A 16,185-nucleotide genomic window follows, 5' to 3' on the forward strand; every position below is an offset into this window, starting at 1 on the left:
CCGCGCAGGACCACGACCCGAGGAGCACACCCATGACCCGCGACCCGTACGCAGACCTCCCCCAGGTACCCGGCTTCACGCTGACCAGCGAGACCGTCACCCACCAGGCACCCCTCGACCCGGCGCAGGCCTCCGGGATGATGGGTGCGGGCGGCAAGGACGAATCACCGCAGCTCAGCTGGAGCGGTTTCCCCGACGGCACGAAGAGCTTCGCCGTGACCGTCTACGACCCGGACGCCCCCACCGCGAGCGGCTTCTGGCACTGGGCCGTCGCGAACCTCCCCGTGACCACCACGTCCCTGGCCGCGGGCGCGGGCACCGACGGTTCCGGGCTCCTGCCCGAGGGGGCCGTGCAGCTGCGCAACGACGCCGGCTTCGCGGGCTACGTGGGGGCCGCACCCCCGGAAGGCCACGGCCCCCACCACTACCACGTGGTGGTGCACGCCCTGGACGTCGAATCCCTCGACCTCCAGCCCGAGGCCTCACCCGCCTACCTCGGCTTCAACCTCTTCGCGAGCACCCTCGGCCGAGCCCGCCTGATCGGTACCTTCGAGCAGTAGGCCGGGCCGCCGGTAGGGTGGAGATCCGGAACCTGAAGGAGTCAGCGATGCGCCTCGTGGCAAGCGACATGGATGGGACCGTCGTGGGCCACGACGGCAGGATGAGCGAGCGCACCGTCCGTGCGTTCCGTGCATGCATGGAGGCGGGGGTCGACGTCGTGTTCGTCACCGGCCGCCCCCCGCGCTGGCTGCAGCCACTGCGGGAGCAGCTCGGCCACACCGGGACGGTCATCTGCTCCAACGGGGCGCTGACGTACGATCTCGAGGCGGAGCGTGTCCTCGATGCCCGGCTGCTCGACCCGGAGCACGTCTACGCGGCCCGCGACATCATCCGCGGGCTCTTTCCCGGCGCGACCTTCGCCGCCGAGACGGTGACGGGGTTCAAGATCGAATCCGGGTTCGCCGAGGCGGCGACCTCGGAGCTCCTCGGCGGGATCACGGCGCAGCCCTTCGAGGAGTCGCTGCCCGGCGAGCAGGTCGTCAAGTTCCTGGCCCGCGAGCGGACCGTCTCCCCGGACGAGTTCCTCGCCGCCGTCCGGCCCGCCGTCGCCCATCTCGTCTCGACGACGCATTCCGCGCCGACCATCGCGCTGCTCGAGATGGCCGTCCCGGACATCGACAAGTCCGTCACGCTCGCCCGGTACGCGGCGGAACGCGGCATCGAGGCCGCCGACGTCGTCGCCTTCGGGGACATGCCCAACGACGTCCAGATGCTCGACTGGGCGGGCCATGGGTACGCCATGGCATCGGGACACCCGGACGCGCTCGCCGCCGCGAACCTCGTGGCACCGCCGTTCGAGGAGGACGGTGTGGCGCAGGTGCTGGAGGAGCGGCTTGCCGCACTCCGCACGGCCTGACCCGGGCCGCTACAGCTACCTGGCCAACCGCTCCGAGCCGCACGCCGGCACCCTCCCCCTCGCGCTCGCGCACCGGGGGTTCGCCCCGGACGGTGGGGAGAACACGATGGCGGCCTTCGCACGCGCGGTGGAGCTCGGCTTCCGCTACCTCGAGATCGACGTCCGCGCGTCGAGCGACGGCGTGGTGATGGTGTTCCACGACGAGGCCCTCGACCGCGTCACCGACGCCGGCGGGCCGGTCGCCGCGCGGACCGCGGAGGAGCTGGCCGCCCTGCCGGTCGGCGGCGGCGGCGGTGTCCCCACGCTCGAGGAGGTCCTGCTGCGCTGGCCTGATCTCCGCCTGAACATCGACATCAAGAGCGACGACTGCGTGCGGCCGTTCGTGGAGCTCGTCAACCGTCTCGGTGCCCACGACCGCGTGCTCGTGGCATCGTTCTCGGACCGCCGGCGCCGGAGGGTCCTGCGCCTGCTGGACGCCCCGACGGCGTCCTCGGCCGGCATGACGGTCAACGCCCTCCTGAAGCTCGCGGCACCGCTCGGACTGGCAGGACCGCTCGGCCGGGCGAGCCGCGTCCAGGCCCTGCAGGTCCCCGAGACCTACCGCGGCGTCCGCGTGGTGACGCCCCGTTTCGTCGCCGCCTGCCACGCCGCCGGCCTGCAGGTCCACGTCTGGACGGTCAACGCGCGCGAGGACATGGACCGGCTGTTCGATCTCGGCGTCGACGGGCTCGTGTCCGACGCCGGGGACGTCCTCGTCTCCTGCCTGCGGGACCGCGCGGCCTGGCCGCAGGACGGCACCCGGTAGCGTGCCTCCTACCCGGCGAGCACCGGGTCGGACAAGGTCCGGAGGTAGCGCAGGGCGGCGGGAGCATAGGTGCGCATCGATGCGTCGTCGGCGTAGACCAGCAGGCGGAGCCAGGAGCCGTACCGGTGCACCCGGGCCAGCCTCAGCGCGGGCTCGACGGCGGCCCGCAGGTCCGGCAGGGGGGCGTAATGCGTCCACCGCTCGAGGTACGCGCGGACGACGGCCTCGATCCGCGGGTCGTCCGCCGTCGTGGCCCACTGCGCCTGCATCTGCTCGACGGGCACGAGCAGGGTGCTGAACGGGTGCGCCCAATAGGAGTCCGCGAAGTCGAAGAACCGCAGGGGGTCGGTGGTCGCCCCCGGGAGGAAGCAGTTCCGGGCGTGCAGGTCGTTGTGGTCGAGGGACAGGGGCACCGGGAGGCCGCGGAGCGTCTCCACGGCGCCGTGGAGGGCGGGCAGTGCGCGCACGACGCCGTCCGCCTCCTCCGCGGACAGGTACAGCGGGTGCCCGGCCGGCAGGCCCGTGTGGAGCAGCAGCTGGTTCTCGACGAAGTTGGCAGCCACCTCGGGGTTCATGACGACCAGCCCCGCCTGGGCGAGCCGCTCGCCGTGGGGGGCCGCGAGCTGCTGCAGATCGGCGAAATCACGGGTGATGCGCGCCCACACGGCCGGGTCGTCCGAGGGCAGGCTGCCCAGGGTGGCACCGTGGTCCGCGGTGAGCATCCAACCCCGGGACGGTTCGATCGCCAGGGGGGCCGCCACATGGTCCGGCGCCAGCTCCCCGAGCAGGGACATGACGGAGGCCTCCGGCAACTGCCCCAGGTTGTTCTCCTTGAACCACAGCGTCCCGTGATCCGTGGGGACGGTCAGCTGCGTGGACCAGAAGCGGATGCGTGGCTGGTCGGACGGGCCGAGCCGCCGGACGCCGAAGGCCTCCAGTGCGGCGTCGATCCACTGCTCCGCCTGGTCCCGCCACCCGGGAGAGGCCCAGACCGCCAGGGAATCGTTCATCGCCCGCCGGGCCTGGTGAGGAAGTGACGCATGTGTTCATTGTTGCATCGCGTCAGCCGAGCTTGGAGGGCCTGCTCCCGTGGTCCTTCGACTCGAGCTCTTCCGGACCGGCGACGTGCTCGCTGCCGCGGGCCCGGGCGATCGCCGTCATGCCGTGGAAGATGACGAGCGCTGCCGCGGTGCCGAGGGCGATCCCCGCGAAGGTCAGGTCGCCGATGGACCAGGTGAAGTCGGCGATCCCGATGACCAGCGCCACCCCCGCCGTCGACAGGTTGATGGGGTTGGAGAAGTTGACCTGGTTCTGCACCCAGATGCGGACACCGAGGATGCCGATCATGCCGTAGAGGACCACGCCCGCACCGCCGAGCACCCCGGCGGGGACGGTGGCGATGAGTGCACCGAACTTCGGGAAGAGGCTCAGCAGGACGGCGACGATCCCGGCCACCCAGTAGGCGGCCGTCGAGTAGACGCGGGAGGCCGCCATGACGCCGATGTTCTCGGCGTACGTGGTGGTGCCGGAGCCGCCTCCGGCGCCGGCGATCATGGTGGCGAGGCCGTCCGCCATCAGTGCGCGCCCGGTCAGGGGGTCGAGGTCGCGATCGGTCATCGCCGCCACCGACTTCACATGGCCGATGTTCTCCGCCACGAGCACGAGGACCACGGGGACGAAGAGCCCGACGACGGACAGGTGGAACTCCGGTGCCGAGAAGTCCGGGAGGCCGATCCAGGCGGCATCGCCGATCGCTGCGAAGTCGACCTCCCCGCGGAGCATCGCGACGACGTAGCCGGCGAGGACGCCGACGAGGATGGACAGCCGCCCGAGGATGCCCTTGAACAGCACGGTGACGAGCAGGATCGCGATCACGGTCACGAGCGCGGTGAGGGGTGCCTGCTCGAAGCTCGCCTTCGCCGTCGGGGCCAGGTTCAGGCCGATCAGCGCGACGATGGAACCCGTGACGATCGGTGGCATGGCCACCTGGATCCACCGGGCACCGGCGGTGTGGACGATCAGTCCGATGATCGCGAGAGCGGCCCCGGCCATGATGATGCCGCCGAGGGCCCCGGCCGCCCCGTGCTGGGCCTGCGCCGCGGCGATGGGCGCGATGAACGCGAAGCTCGAGCCGAGGTAGCTCGGTACCTTCCCCGCCGTGATCACGAGGAACAGGATGGTCCCGATGCCCGAGAACAGAAGGGTGGTCGAGGGCGGGAAACCGGTGATGAGCGGGACGAGGAAGGTCGCCCCGAACATCGCGACGACGTGCTGGGCGCCGATGCCGATGGTCCTCGGCCAGCTGAGGCGTTCCTCGGGAGCGACGAAGCGTCCCGGCAGGACGTTCTTGCCGTCCCCGTGGAGGGTCCAGCTGATACCGCGTGCGCTCATGGGCATGCCTTCCGAGGGGTGGCGAGGGGGGTCCCCGAGATCCTATCGGCCACGCGTGACGGGGATGTTACGTTGCTAGTCATCGAGCAGAAGGGCAGGAAATGGTATTCACGGTCCGAGGACGCACCGTACTGGTCACCGGCGCGGGGAGGGGCATGGGCCGGCTGTACGCCGAGCGCGCCGTCCGGGAAGGCGCGGCCGCCGTCGTGCTGTGGGACGTGGACGGGCGGGCCCTCGAGGAGGTGGTCGCGGGCCTCGCCTCGGAGGCCGCCACGCTGCACAGCTACGTGGTGGACGTCGCGTCGCCGGAGTCCATCCGGGCGGCGGCGGACGCCGTCCTCGGCGAGGTCGGCGTCCCGGACGTCCTGGTGAACAACGCCGGGATCGTGCGCGGCAAGTACTTCTGGGAGCACGACCCCTCCGCCGACATCGACCTCACCCTGCGCATCAACGCGGCGGGCCCGATGCACGTCACGCGCGCGTTCCTCCCGGCGATGATGGAGCGTGGCACACCGGCGAGGATCCTCAACGTCGCCTCCGCGTCCGGGACCGTGTCCGTGCCCAGGATGAGCGTGTACGCGGCGTCGAAATCGGCCGTGATCGGCTGGAGCGACTCGCTCCGTCTCGAGCTCGTGGCGACCGGCCACCCCATCGCCGTGACGACCCTCATCCCGAGCTACATCAGGACCGGCATGTTCGAGGGTGCCCGCGGGCTCCTCCTGACACCGCTCATGGACCCCGAGTACGTGGTCGACAGGGCCTGGCGCGGCCTGCTCGCAGGGCGGGCCCGGGTCCAGCTGCCCTGGACCGTGCAGCTGGCCGGGACACTCCGGAACCTCATGCCGCAACCCGCCTGGGACGTCGTCGCCGGCCGCGTCTTCAAGGTCTACAGCTCCATGGAGCACTTCACCGGCCGGCCGGACGGCTCCGTGGCGGACCGGGAGAAGGCCTGATGGGTGCCGCACGGCTCCTGGCCGGCCTGCGCCGGTACTTCGCATCCGGGGTGACGCGACCGGCGGCCTGGCGCCGCGGGCAGCTGCACGCGCTCCTGCGGCTGCTCGGCGAGCGGGAGGAGGAACTGGTCCGCGCCCTCGAGCAGGACCTCGGCAAGAGCAGGACGGAGGCGTTCCTCTCGGAGGTCGCCGTCGTCCGGGCGGAGGCCGGCTTCGCCCTGAGTCACCTCGACCGCTGGATGGCGCCGGAGCGGATCCCCGTACCCGGCGGCCTGCGGCCCGCCCGGGCGTGGACGCAGGCGCGTCCCCTCGGCTCCGTCCTGATCATCGGGCCGTGGAACTACCCGCTGCAGCTCGTCCTCGCGCCACTCGTCGGGGCGCTCGCCGCCGGCAACACGGCCGTGCTGAAGCCCAGCGAGCTGGCCTCCGCGACCTCCCGGGTGCTCGCCCGCCTCGTCCCGCAGTACCTGGACCCCGAGGCCGTGGCCGTCGTCGAGGGAGGCCCGGAGGCGAGCACCGACCTGCTGGCGCAGCCCTTCGACCACGTCTTCTACACCGGCGGGGAACGCGTGGGGAGGATCGTGCTGAAGGCGGCGGCCGAGCACCTCACCCCCGTGACCCTGGAACTCGGCGGCAAGTCGCCCGCCGTCGTGGTGGGCGGTGACCTGCGGACCGCCGCACGGCGGATCGCCTACGGCAAGTTCATGAACGCGGCCCAGACGTGCGTGGCACCCGACTACGTCCTGACGACGCCCGACGCCGCGCCGGTCCTGGCGGGTGCGCTCGCGGACGCGGTCCGCGAGTTCTACGGCAGCGACCCGAGGGCCTCCGCCGACTACGGCCGCATCATCAACGAACACCACTTCGACCGTCTCGTGGGGCTTTTGTCCGACGGCACCGTCGTCTCCGGCGGGCGGCACGAGCGCGCCGAACGGTACCTCGAACCGACAGTCCTGCGCGACGTCGACCCCGACTCCGCGCTCATGCGGGAGGAGATCTTCGGCCCGCTGCTACCCATCCTCGAGGTGGCGGACCTGGCCGAGGCCATCGACTTCATCGGCGCACGCCCCCACCCGCTGGCCGCCTACCTGTTCAGCGACCGCGACGAGGACCTCCTCGCCTTCACGGAGCGGGTCCAGGCGGGCGGTCTGGCGCACAACGTCTGCACGATCCAGCTCGCGGTCCCCGGGCTGCCGTTCGGCGGCGTGGGTGCGAGCGGCACCGGCAGCTACCACGGCCGGCAGTCCTTCACGACCTTCAGCCACCTGCAGCCCGTCTTCTCCAAGCCCGCCCGGATGGACACGCTGCGCCTGGCGTACCCGCCCTTCGGACCGCTGAAGCGGAGGCTGCTGCGCACGCTGCTGTGAACGGTCAGCTGATGACGCCGTCCACCAGTGCCTTCGCCTCGGCCTGCACCTGCTTCAGGTGCTCCTCGCCCCGGAACGACTCCGCGTAGATCTTGTAGACGTCCTCCGTACCGGAGGGGCGTGCCGCGAACCAGGCGTTCTCGGTGGTGACTTTCAGCCCACCCACGGGCGCACCGTTCCCGGGCGCCTCCGTCAGCTTCGCGGTGATCTCCTCGCCGGCGAGGGTCGTGGCGGTGACGTCCGACGGCGAGAGCTTCCCCAGCGCGGCCTTCTGCTCCCGCGTGGCCGCGGCGTCGATACGCGCGTAGACGGGCGCACCGAAGCGGTCGGTCAGCCCGGCGTAGTGCTGCGACGGCGTCCTGCCCGTGACGGCGGTGATCTCCGAGGCCAGCAGCGCCAGGAGGAGGCCGTCCTTGTCGGTGCTCCAGGGCCTGCCGTCGAGCCGCAGGAACGAGGCTCCCGCCGATTCCTCGCCCCCGAAGGCGAGTTCGCCGCTGAGCAGGCCGGGCACGAACCACTTGAAGCCCACGGGGACCTCCTGCAGCACGCGGCCCAGGTCCGCCGCCACGCGGTCGATGATCGACGACGAGACGAGGGTCTTGCCGATCACGGCGTCGGCCCGCCAGTGGGGGCGGTTGGCGTAGAGGTACTGGATGGCGACGGCGAGGTAGTGGTTCGGGTTCATCAGCCCCGCATCCGGGGTGACGATGCCGTGCCGGTCGGCGTCCGCGTCGTTGCCCGTGGCGATGTCGAACTCCGTGGCCCGCTTGATCAGCGACGCCATGGCGGACGGGGACGAGCAGTCCATGCGGATCTTCTCGTCCCAGTCGAGCGTCATGAACGCCCACTGCGGGTCGACGGTCGGGTTCACCACGGTGAGGTTCAGGTTGTGGCGCTCGCCGATCGCGCCCCAGTAGTCCACCGAGGCACCGCCCATGGGGTCGGCGCCGATGTGCACGCCCGCCGACCGGATGGCGTCGAGGTTCAGCACGGAGGGGAGATCATCCACGTAGTGCTGCAGGAAGTCGTAGCTGCTGATCCCGGCGGCGGTGCGGGCCTGCGCGATCGGCAGGCGCTTGACCTCGCGCAGGCCGCCCTCGAGCAGCTCGTTGGCGCGGTTCGCGATCCAGTTGGTGGCATCCGAGTCGGCAGGACCGCCGTGCGGGGGGTTGTACTTGAAGCCGCCGTCGCCCGGGGGGTTGTGGGAGGGGGTGATGACGATGCCGTCGGCCCGCTCGGTGCGCGTCGCGTTGTACGTGAGGATGGCGTGCGAGACCGCGGGGGTGGGGGTGTACGCACCGCGCGCGTCGATGAGGACGTTCACGCTGTTGGCCGCGAGCACCTCGAGGGCCGTGTTCTGGGCGGGCTCGGAGAGGGCATGCGTGTCCTTGCCCATGAACAGGGGGCCGGTGATGCCCTGCCCGGCACGGTACTCCACGATCGCCTGCGTGATCGCCGCGATGTGTCCCTCGTTGAACGAGGACTTCAGGGACGAGCCGCGGTGCCCGGAGGTCCCGAAGGCCACGCGCTGCGCGGGATCGCCCAGATCGGGTTCGACGTCGAAATACGCGTCGAGCAGTTTGGTCACGTCGACGAGATCGCTGGGGAGGGCTACGGTGCCCGCTCGGTTAGCCATGGCCCCAGCATGCCAAAGAACGCCCGCGATTACACCCGTCGGTTGCCCGCCACCCGATCATCAGTAAGCTGAGTATCAGCACCCAGCCAGGGGCGGACGGACCACGGAAGGCACCACCATGAGCGAGAGTCCCAAGGACACCCCCACCGGCGATCCCGAGGAGCAGGGCGCGGAGCACGCCGGCAAGCCCGAGGAGCAGGACGCCGGCGGCTACGGCGGACCCGGCACGGAGGACGAGATCGCCCCCGATTTCGAGGCGGACAACGACGGCGGCTCGGGCGACTGACTCGGGCCCTGCGGGCACCATGCGGGGGCTCACGGCTAGGGTGAAGGCGTGACCACGCCAGCGCCCCGTCCGCTCAGAATCGTCCTCGCGCCCGACTCCCTCAAGGGCAGCCTCCCCGCGGCGGAGGCTGCCCTCGCCATGTCCGCGGGTGTGACGGCGGCCGCCGCACGCCTCGGCCACCCGGCACCCGACGTCGTCCTGGCCCCTCTCGCCGACGGCGGCGAGGGGACCCTCGACGCCCTGCTCACCGCCTGGTCGGTGGAGCCGCGGACCACGGCATGCCACGACGCCGCCGGCCGGGCGCGGACCGCACGCTACGGCATCTCGGCGCCGGGCGATGCCTCCGGCCTCCCGGTCCGGGGCGTCCTCGAGGCGGCGGAGGCCAACGGCCTGCCCCTGGTCGCCGATCTCCCCCTCGACGCCCTCACCGCCACGAGCTACGGCGTCGGCGAACTGGCCGCCCGGCTCCTGGACGACGGCGCGGAGGAGATCCTCCTGTGCATCGGCGGATCCGCGACCACCGACGGCGGCACGGGACTCCTCTCCGCGCTCGGCGCCCGTTTCCTCGATGCCGACGGGGAGCCCCTCCCGCCGGGCGGGGGAGCCCTCATGGCCCTCGCCTCGATCGACATCGGCGCCCTCCACCCGCGCGCCCGCGGCGTGCGGTGGCGCATCGCGGTCGACGTCGACAATCCGCTGTGCGGTCCGCGGGGTGCCGCCGCGGTCTTCGGTCCGCAGAAGGGTGCGACGCCTGACGACGTCGCCGTGCTGGATGCCGGCCTGGCCCATCTTGCGCGCGTGACCGAGGACGCCACGGGCGTGTCGATGCTCGACGTGTCCGGCGCGGGCGCCGCCGGCGGGCTGCCCGCCGTGCTCGTCCCGTTCCTCGGCGCGGAGATCGTGCCCGGTTCCACCCTGGTGGCGGACGCCGTCGGGCTGTCCGGCGCCCTCGCCGGCGCGGACCTCGTGCTCACCGGGGAGGGGTCCCTGGACACGCAGTCGCTCGGCGGCAAGGTGGTGCAGGCCGTCGTCGGCAACGCGCCCGAGGGCTGCGCCGTCGTCGCGATCGCCGGCCGCGTGCAGCTCACGGCGGCCGAGGTGCAGGGCGCCGGCCTGGCGGCGGCGTTCTCCCTCGCGACCGGCCCCACGGGGCTCGACGAGCTCATCCGGGAGGCGGGGCCGCTGATGGAGGAGGCCGCCGCGCAGGTCTACGGCGTCTTCAGCGCGGGGCGCCTGCGCTAGACCTTGATCTCGCGCTTGAGGATCTTGCCGGTGGGACCCTTGGGCAGCGCGTCGACGAGCACCACGCGGCGCGGGTACTTGTACGCGGCGACGCGCTCCTTCGCGAAATCCACGATCTCGGTGCCGAGCGCCTCGCGGGCGGCGTCGTCGGCCGGGGCGTGCTCGGCCTTGAGGCCGATCACCGCCACGATCTCCTCGCCGTGCAGGTCGTCCGGCACGCCGATCACGGCGGCCTCGGCCACGGCGGGGTGCTCGTAGAGCACCTCCTCGACCTCGCGCGGGTAGACGTTGTACCCGCCGCGGAGGATCACGTCCTTCTTGCGGTCCACGATGAAGATGAGGCCGTCCTCGTCGAAGCGGGCGAGGTCGCCGGTGCGGAACCAGCCGTCGGGGATGGCGGTGGCCGTGGCGTCGGGGTTCCGCCAGTACCCCTTCATGACGCAGTGCCCGCGGACGGCGAGCTCGCCCACCTCGCCCTGGGCCACCTCGTTGCCCTCCGGGTCCAGCATGCGCACCTCCACGCCGTCCACGGGCGTGCCGATGGAGCCGGGCTTGCGCAGGTGGCCCACACGGTTGAAGCTCACGATCGGTGAGGTCTCCGACAGTCCGTAGCCCTCCAGGAGATCCGCGCCGAAGACCCGCTCGAACTCGTGCAGCACCTCCACGGGCAGCGCGGAACCGCCCGAGACGGCCACGCGGACGGAGGAGAGATCCGTGTCCGTGACGCTGGGGTGGCGGAGCATCGCGATGTACATGGTCGGCACGCCCTCGAAGATCGTGACGCGGTCGCGGGCGATGATCTCCAGCGCCTTCCCGGGCTCGAAGCGCGGCAGGAGGGTGACCGTGGCCCCGGTGAGGACGGCCGCGTTGAGCGCGCAGGTCTGCCCGAAGATGTGGAAGAACGGCAGGCCGCCGAAGAGCACCTCGCCCTCGGCGGTGCCCATGAGGTCCCGCGAGATCTCCGTGTTGCGGGAGAGGTTCGTGTGGGAGAGCGTCGCGCCCTTGGGCCGGCCGGTGGTGCCGGAGGTGTAGAGCACCACGGCGGTGTCCCCGCCGTCGAGCTCCACGACGCCGGGCGTGGGCTCGGTGCCGGCCACGCGCTGCATGAACGCGCTGCCGTCCACCGCGATCACGCTCACCGGCTCGCCCGTCGCGGTGCCGGAGTCCTCGGCCCCGGCCTGCGCCTCGGCGAGGACGCCCTCCCATGCGAAGACGAGCCGCGCCCCGGAGTCGGTCAGGTGGTAGGCGACCTCGCGTCCCTTGAGGAGCGGGTTGAGGGGCACCACGACGGCGCCGGCCCGGAGGACCCCGTAGTAGACGAAGGCCATCTGGGGGATGTTCGGCATGATCAGGGCCACCCGGTCGCCGCGCCCCACGCCCTGCTCCGCGAGGATCGTCGCGATCTTCTGGCTGAGCACCTCGAGGGCACCGAAGGTGACCTCCACGTCGTCGAGCTTGATGGCCACGGCCGAGGGGCTCCTCGTCGCGGTGGCCACCAGGTTGTTGGCGAGGTTCGTCACGCGATCTCCTTCGATCTCCGGTCCGTCTGCAGCAGCTTCCGGTACGGATGTTACCGGTGGGTAGAAGTCTGTTGGATCAGGGGCCCGCACGCAACAGGACCCGCCCGGTGGCGGGCGGGTCCTGGTGCCTGCGGTGTGCCTGCCGTGTGCCGGGAGCGGCCCGCGTGCCGCTAGCGGACTCCGCTCATGCCCTTCCGGATGGCGGGGGCGGCGGCGAGGAGGGCGCCGCCGAGGATGATCGCGGTGACGCCGCTGAAGGCGAAGTACGGCACCTCGTTCTCCTCGGAGTAGAAACCGGCGAGGAGCCCGGACACCGTGGTGCCGAGGGAGATGGAGAGGAAGAACAGGGCCAGCATCTGGGTGCGGAAGGCCTCCGGCGCCAGCTTGGTGGTCACGGACAGGCCGATCGGGGAGATGAACAGCTCGGCCCAGGTGAAGAGCAGCAGGATCGCGGCGAGGCCGATCAGCGGCGTGCTGTTGGGGCCGCCTCCGGCGAAGGGGATGAACGCGAGGAAGGCGAGGCCCATGACGACCAGCCCGAAGGAGAACTTCACGGGCGACGACGGCTGGCGGCTGCCGAGGCGCGTCCAGAAGGCGGCGAACACGCCGGCGAAGATGATGATGAAGATCGGGTTGATCGACTGCACCATGCCGGGCGGCATCTCCCAGCCGAGGATGTTCCGGTCCAGCCGGCTCTCGGAGTACAGGGCCACGACGGTGAACTGCTGCTGGAACAGGGACCAGAAGGCGGCGCTGGCCACGAACAGCGGCATGAAGGAGTAGACCCGGCGGCGTTCCACGGCCGAGACCTTGCTGCTCGTGAGGATCACCGCGAAGTAGGCGATGGTCGCCACGATCGCGGTGTAGGCCATGACGTCGGCCAGGTTCCCGGCGCCGAGGAGGCCGGTGCCCAGGGCCACCCCGATCACCACGACGGCGACGACGGCGACGATGATCCAGCGCGGGTAGGCCGCGCGGGGGAGGGGGTTCTCGATCTCGTGCGCGGCGGGGGGCAGGTTCTTGCGGGTGGCCGCGTACTGGAGGAGCCCGGCGGCCATGCCGATCGCGGCGAGGCCGAAACCGACGTGGAAGCCGTAGGTGTCCCACGCCAGGTTGGTGAGCAGCGGACCCACGAGGGCGCCGATGTTGATGCCCATGTAGAAGATGGAGAAACCGGCGTCGCGGCGCTCGTCGCCCGGGGCGTACAGGGTCCCGACGAGCGAGGAGGCGTTGGCCTTCAGGCCGCCCGAGCCGACCCCCACGAGGACCAGGCCGATCGCGAGCCCCACCACGCCCGGCAGCAGGGCCAGGGCGATATGCCCGCACATGATGATGATCGCGGAGTAGAACAGCACGCGCTCGGACCCGAGGACGCGGTCCGCGAGCCAGGCGCCGAGGATGGTCGAGAGGTACACGCCGCCGCCGTAGGCCCCGACGAGCCCGGCCGCCGTGATCTCGTCGAACGCGAGTCCGCCCTCGGCCAGGGAGTAGGTCATGTAGTACAGCAGCAGCGCCTGCATGCCGTAGAACGAGAACCGCTCCCACAGTTCGACGCTGAAGAGGTTCGCCAGCATCCGCGGGTGACCGAAGAACGTCTTCCCGGCGGCGGGGGTCTGCTTGGTTGTACTCACCTACTCCATGGTGCCACCGGGCGCAAGGGGTGTAAATCCGGCAGTACCCTGACGAAGGGCCTCGATCTGCGCGGTCACGGCGAGTAGCTGGGCTTCCTCACCGGGCCGGCCGATGAGCTGCACGCTCATCGAGAGGCCGTCCGCCAGGCGCAGGGTGGGGACCGTCACGGCCGGCAGGCCGCACACGTTCACCATCGAGGTGTAGGGCGAGTACTGGCACTGCCGGAGGTAGTCCGTGTCGCCGTCGCCGTCGGTGTACCAGCCGATGGGGCGGGGCGTCATGGCCACGGCCGGCGTCAGGATCATGTCGTAGCGGGAGTACTGCTCGATGCTGTCGTGCTCGAACTGCCGCAGCACCTCCACGGCGCCGACGAGATCGGCGGCGGACCGTCCCAGCGCGCGACGGCGGAGGACCCGCGTGATGTCCGTCAGCCGGTCCTCGCGGTCGTCCGGGATGGGTGCCGCGGCGAGCCCGGCGGTCCAGACGAGCTGGAAGGCGTCGTGGTAGCGGGAGTCGTAGGTGAGGTCGGCCTCCACGAGATCGTGCCCGGCCCGCTGCAGGACCTGGATCCCGGCGTGGAACGCGTCCGTCGCGGCACCGTCCAGGGCGATGTCCATGGCGGTGGAGAAGGGCGACGCCGTGCTCACACCGATGCGGAAACGGCCCTCGGCGCGCAGGGCCGCCTCGGTGAAGGACCCCGGGTAGCGGGAGGCCGCGCTCGTGGGCCGGTAGTTCGGCTCCCGTACGAGGGCATCGAGGAGCAGTCCCGCGTCCACGGCGGAGTGGGCCAGGGGGCCGGCGACGACGAACTGCCCGAGGTCCGCCTGGCCCGAGCCCGAGGGCACGCGGCCGCGGTTGGGTTTGAGGCCCACCAGCCCGGTCGCAGCCGCGGGGATACGCACCGACCCGCCGCCGTCGGTCCCCGGCGCGAACGGGACCAGCCGGGCGGCCACCGCCGCGGCGCTACCGCCCGAGGAGCCGGCCGGGCTGAGGCGCGGGTCCAGGGGGTTCCGGGCCGGGGGTGCCACGAGGTTCTCGCTGTAGCAGCTCAGCCCGAACTCCGGGACCTGCGTCTTGCCGAGGCTGATGGCGCCGGAGCGCCGCAGGACCGCCACCAGGGGGGCGTCCTTCTCCGCGACGGCGTGTTCCAGGGCGGCCGTGCCGAGCGTCGTCCGCACGCCGGCCACGTCCGTGAGGTCCTTGTGCGCCAGGGGGACGCCGTGCAGCGGGCCGAGCGGCACCCCGGACCTGCGCATGCCGTCCGCATGGTCGGCCGCCCGGAGGGCGTCGTCGTGCGTGACCGTGACGAAGGACCCGAGGCCGGGGTTCATGGCGTCGATCCGCCGGAGGAAATGCTCCGTGGCCTCGCGCGCGCCGACGGCCCCGCGTGCCAGCGCGTCCCGGAGGGTGAGTGCGGAGAGTTCGTGCAGTTCGCTCATGGGGCTCCAGTCGGCAGCGGGCCGTCGCGGCCCATCGCGCCGCCGGCCCTGACGAGACAACAAGGACAACTATAGGAGCCCGGCACCCCCGCCGGACCGGGCGTGGTGATGGCGGTGCCGCACCGGGCCGTGAAAGGGTAGGCGCATGAGCGAACCCCAGAACGTACCGGTGACCGCCGTGCCGAGCGACGCGCGCATCCTCGATGTCCGCGAGGACTACGAGTGGGAGGCGGGCCACGTGGACGGCGCCCTGCACATCCCCCTCGAGCAGCTCCCCGCCCGGCTGGAGGAACTGGATCCCGACGAGGACCTGCACGTCATCTGCCGCAGCGGCGGGCGCTCGCGGCGTGCCGCCGACTGGCTCGAGGGCAACGGATACACCGCCATCAACGTCAGCGGCGGGATGGGCGCCTGGCTCGAGGCCGGCAAGCCGATGGTCTCCGAGTCGGGGAGCGAGCCCACGGTCCTGTGACCGGCGCAGCCAGTTCCTCCTACGCCTACCTCGGGCCGGAGGGCACCTTCACGGAAGCCGCACTGCTGCAGGTGCCGGGAGCCGGGTCCGCCCGCCGCGTCCCGGCCTCGACCGTGGGCGCGGCCCTCGACGCCGTCCGGGCGGGGTCGGTGGACGCCGCGATGGTGCCCATCGAGAACTCCGTGGAGGGCGGTGTGAGCGCCACGCTCGACGCCATCGCCGTGGGCGACCCGCTGCGGATCCTGCGCGAGGAGCTCGTGCCCATCACCTTCGTCCTGGCCGCCAGGCCGGGCGCCACGCTCGGCGGGATCCGCCGCATCGCCACCCACGGCCATGCCTGGGCGCAGTGCCGCACCTGGGTCGACAAGAACATACCCGGCGCGGAATACTTCCCGGCGTCCTCCACCGCGGCCGCCGCCTACGACCTCGTGGGCGACCCCGGCGAGTCTTCCGGCGACGCCCACGGGGCGGCCGGTCACGACGCGGCGATCTGCTCGCCGCTGGTCGCCGAGCGCCTCGGCCTCGCCGTCCTCGCAACCGACATCGGGGACGTCACGGACGCCGTCACGCGGTTCATCCTCGTGGGCCGGCCGGATGCCCTGCCCCCACGGACCGGGTCGGACAAGACCACCCTCGTGATCCCCCTGCCGGAGGACCGCCCGGGCGCCCTGATGCAGATCCTGGACCAGTTCGCCGCGCGCGGCGTGAACCTCAGCCGCATCGAGTCGCGGCCCACCGGGCAGTTCCTCGGCGACTACTTCTTCAGCGTGGACGCCGACGGCCATGTGGAGGACGCGCGCATCGCCGATGCGCTCAAGGGCCTGCACCGCATCAGCCCGGGCCTGCGGTTCCTCGGCTCCTATCCGCGCGCCGATCGCCGTTCACCGGCCGTCGAGCGCCACACCTCCGACGAGGCCTTCGGCGCCGCCGATGCATGGCTCGCCTCCGTCCTCCGCCCCGCGGCGGATGCCCACCGAGGGTCGAAGCACAGTAGGCTTACTATCGAAGCGTCCCCGACCTAAGGC

Annotated in this window: 15 protein-coding genes; 9 read left to right on the forward strand and 6 right to left on the reverse strand. The window is 71.8% G+C overall.

Going from position 1 to position 16,185, the window contains the following annotated elements; all coding sequences use genetic code 11:
* Positions 1–32 precede the first annotated feature (32 nt).
* From QFZ50_RS16020 to QFZ50_RS16030, 3 genes are read left to right on the forward strand one after another with little or no spacing between them, the layout of a single operon-like run.
* Positions 33–560 (forward strand): YbhB/YbcL family Raf kinase inhibitor-like protein, encoded by a 528-nt coding sequence (locus QFZ50_RS16020; RefSeq protein ID WP_307085825.1) that lies wholly within the window; start codon positions 33–35, stop codon positions 558–560.
* A 47-nt stretch (positions 561–607) separates the two neighbouring features.
* Entirely contained in the window at positions 608–1,417 is an 810-nt protein-coding gene (locus QFZ50_RS16025) for an HAD family hydrolase (RefSeq protein ID WP_307085828.1), read from the forward strand.
* Positions 1,395–2,222: a glycerophosphodiester phosphodiesterase family protein gene (locus tag QFZ50_RS16030; protein ID WP_307085829.1), complete on the forward strand. Its 828-nt coding sequence runs from the start codon at positions 1,395–1,397 to the stop codon at positions 2,220–2,222. Before QFZ50_RS16025 ends, QFZ50_RS16030 begins: the two co-directional genes overlap by 23 nt.
* 8 nt (positions 2,223–2,230) lie before the next feature.
* Here the strand turns inward: QFZ50_RS16030 and QFZ50_RS16035 are convergent, their stop codons facing one another.
* Both QFZ50_RS16035 and QFZ50_RS16040 read right to left on the reverse strand, forming a co-directional pair.
* Positions 2,231–3,232 carry a hypothetical protein gene (locus QFZ50_RS16035; RefSeq protein ID WP_307085831.1) on the reverse strand — a complete coding sequence of 334 codons (1,002 nt, stop codon included), beginning with the start codon at positions 3,230–3,232 and terminating at the stop codon, positions 2,231–2,233.
* A 52-nt stretch (positions 3,233–3,284) separates the two neighbouring features.
* Complete coding sequence (locus QFZ50_RS16040) at positions 3,285–4,613, reverse strand: uracil-xanthine permease family protein (protein WP_307085833.1); 1,329 nt, start codon at positions 4,611–4,613, stop codon at positions 3,285–3,287.
* A gap of 101 nt (positions 4,614–4,714) precedes the next feature.
* Between QFZ50_RS16040 and QFZ50_RS16045 the strand changes: the two genes are divergently transcribed.
* Entirely contained in the window at positions 4,715–5,566 is an 852-nt protein-coding gene (locus QFZ50_RS16045; RefSeq protein ID WP_307085834.1) for an SDR family NAD(P)-dependent oxidoreductase, read from the forward strand.
* Complete coding sequence (locus tag QFZ50_RS16050; protein WP_307085836.1) at positions 5,566–6,933, forward strand: aldehyde dehydrogenase family protein; 1,368 nt, start codon at positions 5,566–5,568, stop codon at positions 6,931–6,933. The genes QFZ50_RS16045 and QFZ50_RS16050 overlap by 1 nt, the downstream gene beginning before the upstream one ends.
* A 4-nt stretch (positions 6,934–6,937) precedes the next feature.
* On the opposite strand, the gene pgm is transcribed toward QFZ50_RS16050, so the two are convergent.
* On the reverse strand, positions 6,938–8,569 hold the full coding sequence (gene pgm / locus QFZ50_RS16055; protein WP_307085837.1) for a phosphoglucomutase (alpha-D-glucose-1,6-bisphosphate-dependent): 1,632 nt from the start codon (positions 8,567–8,569) through the stop codon (positions 6,938–6,940).
* A 118-nt stretch (positions 8,570–8,687) separates the two neighbouring features.
* Here pgm and QFZ50_RS16060 point away from each other — a divergent pair, with 118 nt between their 5' ends.
* Together QFZ50_RS16060 and QFZ50_RS16065 are read left to right on the forward strand one after the other, a co-directional pair.
* The gene (locus tag QFZ50_RS16060; RefSeq protein WP_307085839.1) at positions 8,688–8,855 is read left to right on the forward strand and encodes a hypothetical protein; all 168 of its coding nucleotides are present in this window, start codon (positions 8,688–8,690) and stop codon (positions 8,853–8,855) included.
* A gap of 48 nt (positions 8,856–8,903) precedes the next feature.
* Complete coding sequence (locus QFZ50_RS16065; RefSeq protein WP_307085840.1) at positions 8,904–10,097, forward strand: glycerate kinase; 1,194 nt, start codon at positions 8,904–8,906, stop codon at positions 10,095–10,097.
* Here the strand turns inward: QFZ50_RS16065 and QFZ50_RS16070 are convergent.
* The 3 genes from QFZ50_RS16070 to QFZ50_RS16080 all read right to left on the reverse strand — a co-directional run bounded on the left by QFZ50_RS16070 (position 10,094) and on the right by QFZ50_RS16080 (position 14,688).
* Complete coding sequence (locus QFZ50_RS16070; protein ID WP_307085842.1) at positions 10,094–11,617, reverse strand: long-chain-fatty-acid--CoA ligase; 1,524 nt, start codon at positions 11,615–11,617, stop codon at positions 10,094–10,096. The genes QFZ50_RS16065 and QFZ50_RS16070 overlap by 4 nt on opposite strands.
* Before the next feature lie 170 nt (positions 11,618–11,787).
* The gene (locus tag QFZ50_RS16075) at positions 11,788–13,248 is read right to left on the reverse strand and encodes a peptide MFS transporter (RefSeq protein ID WP_307085844.1); all 1,461 of its coding nucleotides are present in this window, start codon (positions 13,246–13,248) and stop codon (positions 11,788–11,790) included.
* Complete coding sequence (locus QFZ50_RS16080) at positions 13,249–14,688, reverse strand: amidase (protein WP_307085847.1); 1,440 nt, start codon at positions 14,686–14,688, stop codon at positions 13,249–13,251. It abuts the gene before it with no gap.
* Between the two features lie 145 nt (positions 14,689–14,833).
* On the opposite strand from QFZ50_RS16080, the gene QFZ50_RS16085 reads away from it, so the two are divergent.
* Together QFZ50_RS16085 and pheA are read left to right on the forward strand one after the other, a co-directional pair.
* Positions 14,834–15,160 (forward strand): rhodanese-like domain-containing protein, encoded by a 327-nt coding sequence (locus QFZ50_RS16085; RefSeq protein ID WP_307085849.1) that lies wholly within the window; start codon positions 14,834–14,836, stop codon positions 15,158–15,160.
* The gene (pheA, locus tag QFZ50_RS16090; RefSeq protein WP_307085851.1) at positions 15,157–16,182 is read left to right on the forward strand and encodes a prephenate dehydratase; all 1,026 of its coding nucleotides are present in this window, start codon (positions 15,157–15,159) and stop codon (positions 16,180–16,182) included. Before QFZ50_RS16085 ends, pheA begins: the two co-directional genes overlap by 4 nt.
* Positions 16,183–16,185 lie beyond the last annotated feature (3 nt).

The organism is Arthrobacter agilis (genome assembly GCF_030816075.1).
Taxonomy (GTDB): Bacteria; Actinomycetota; Actinomycetes; order Actinomycetales; family Micrococcaceae; genus Arthrobacter_D; species Arthrobacter_D agilis_E.

Coding starts and splice junctions, on each gene's coding strand:
- pgm (WP_307085837.1), bottom strand. CDS start 8,569: ATGGCTAACCGAGCGGGCACCGTAGCCCTCCCCAGCGATCTCGTCGAC.
- QFZ50_RS16060 (WP_307085839.1), top strand. CDS start 8,688: ATGAGCGAGAGTCCCAAGGACACCCCCACCGGCGATCCCGAGGAGCAG.
- QFZ50_RS16035 (WP_307085831.1), bottom strand. CDS start 3,232: ATGAACGATTCCCTGGCGGTCTGGGCCTCTCCCGGGTGGCGGGACCAG.
- QFZ50_RS16020 (WP_307085825.1), top strand. CDS start 33: ATGACCCGCGACCCGTACGCAGACCTCCCCCAGGTACCCGGCTTCACG.
- QFZ50_RS16080 (WP_307085847.1), bottom strand. CDS start 14,688: ATGAGCGAACTGCACGAACTCTCCGCACTCACCCTCCGGGACGCGCTG.
- QFZ50_RS16040 (WP_307085833.1), bottom strand. CDS start 4,613: ATGAGCGCACGCGGTATCAGCTGGACCCTCCACGGGGACGGCAAGAAC.
- QFZ50_RS16085 (WP_307085849.1), top strand. CDS start 14,834: ATGAGCGAACCCCAGAACGTACCGGTGACCGCCGTGCCGAGCGACGCG.
- QFZ50_RS16045 (WP_307085834.1), top strand. CDS start 4,715: ATGGTATTCACGGTCCGAGGACGCACCGTACTGGTCACCGGCGCGGGG.
- QFZ50_RS16050 (WP_307085836.1), top strand. CDS start 5,566: ATGGGTGCCGCACGGCTCCTGGCCGGCCTGCGCCGGTACTTCGCATCC.
- QFZ50_RS16025 (WP_307085828.1), top strand. CDS start 608: ATGCGCCTCGTGGCAAGCGACATGGATGGGACCGTCGTGGGCCACGAC.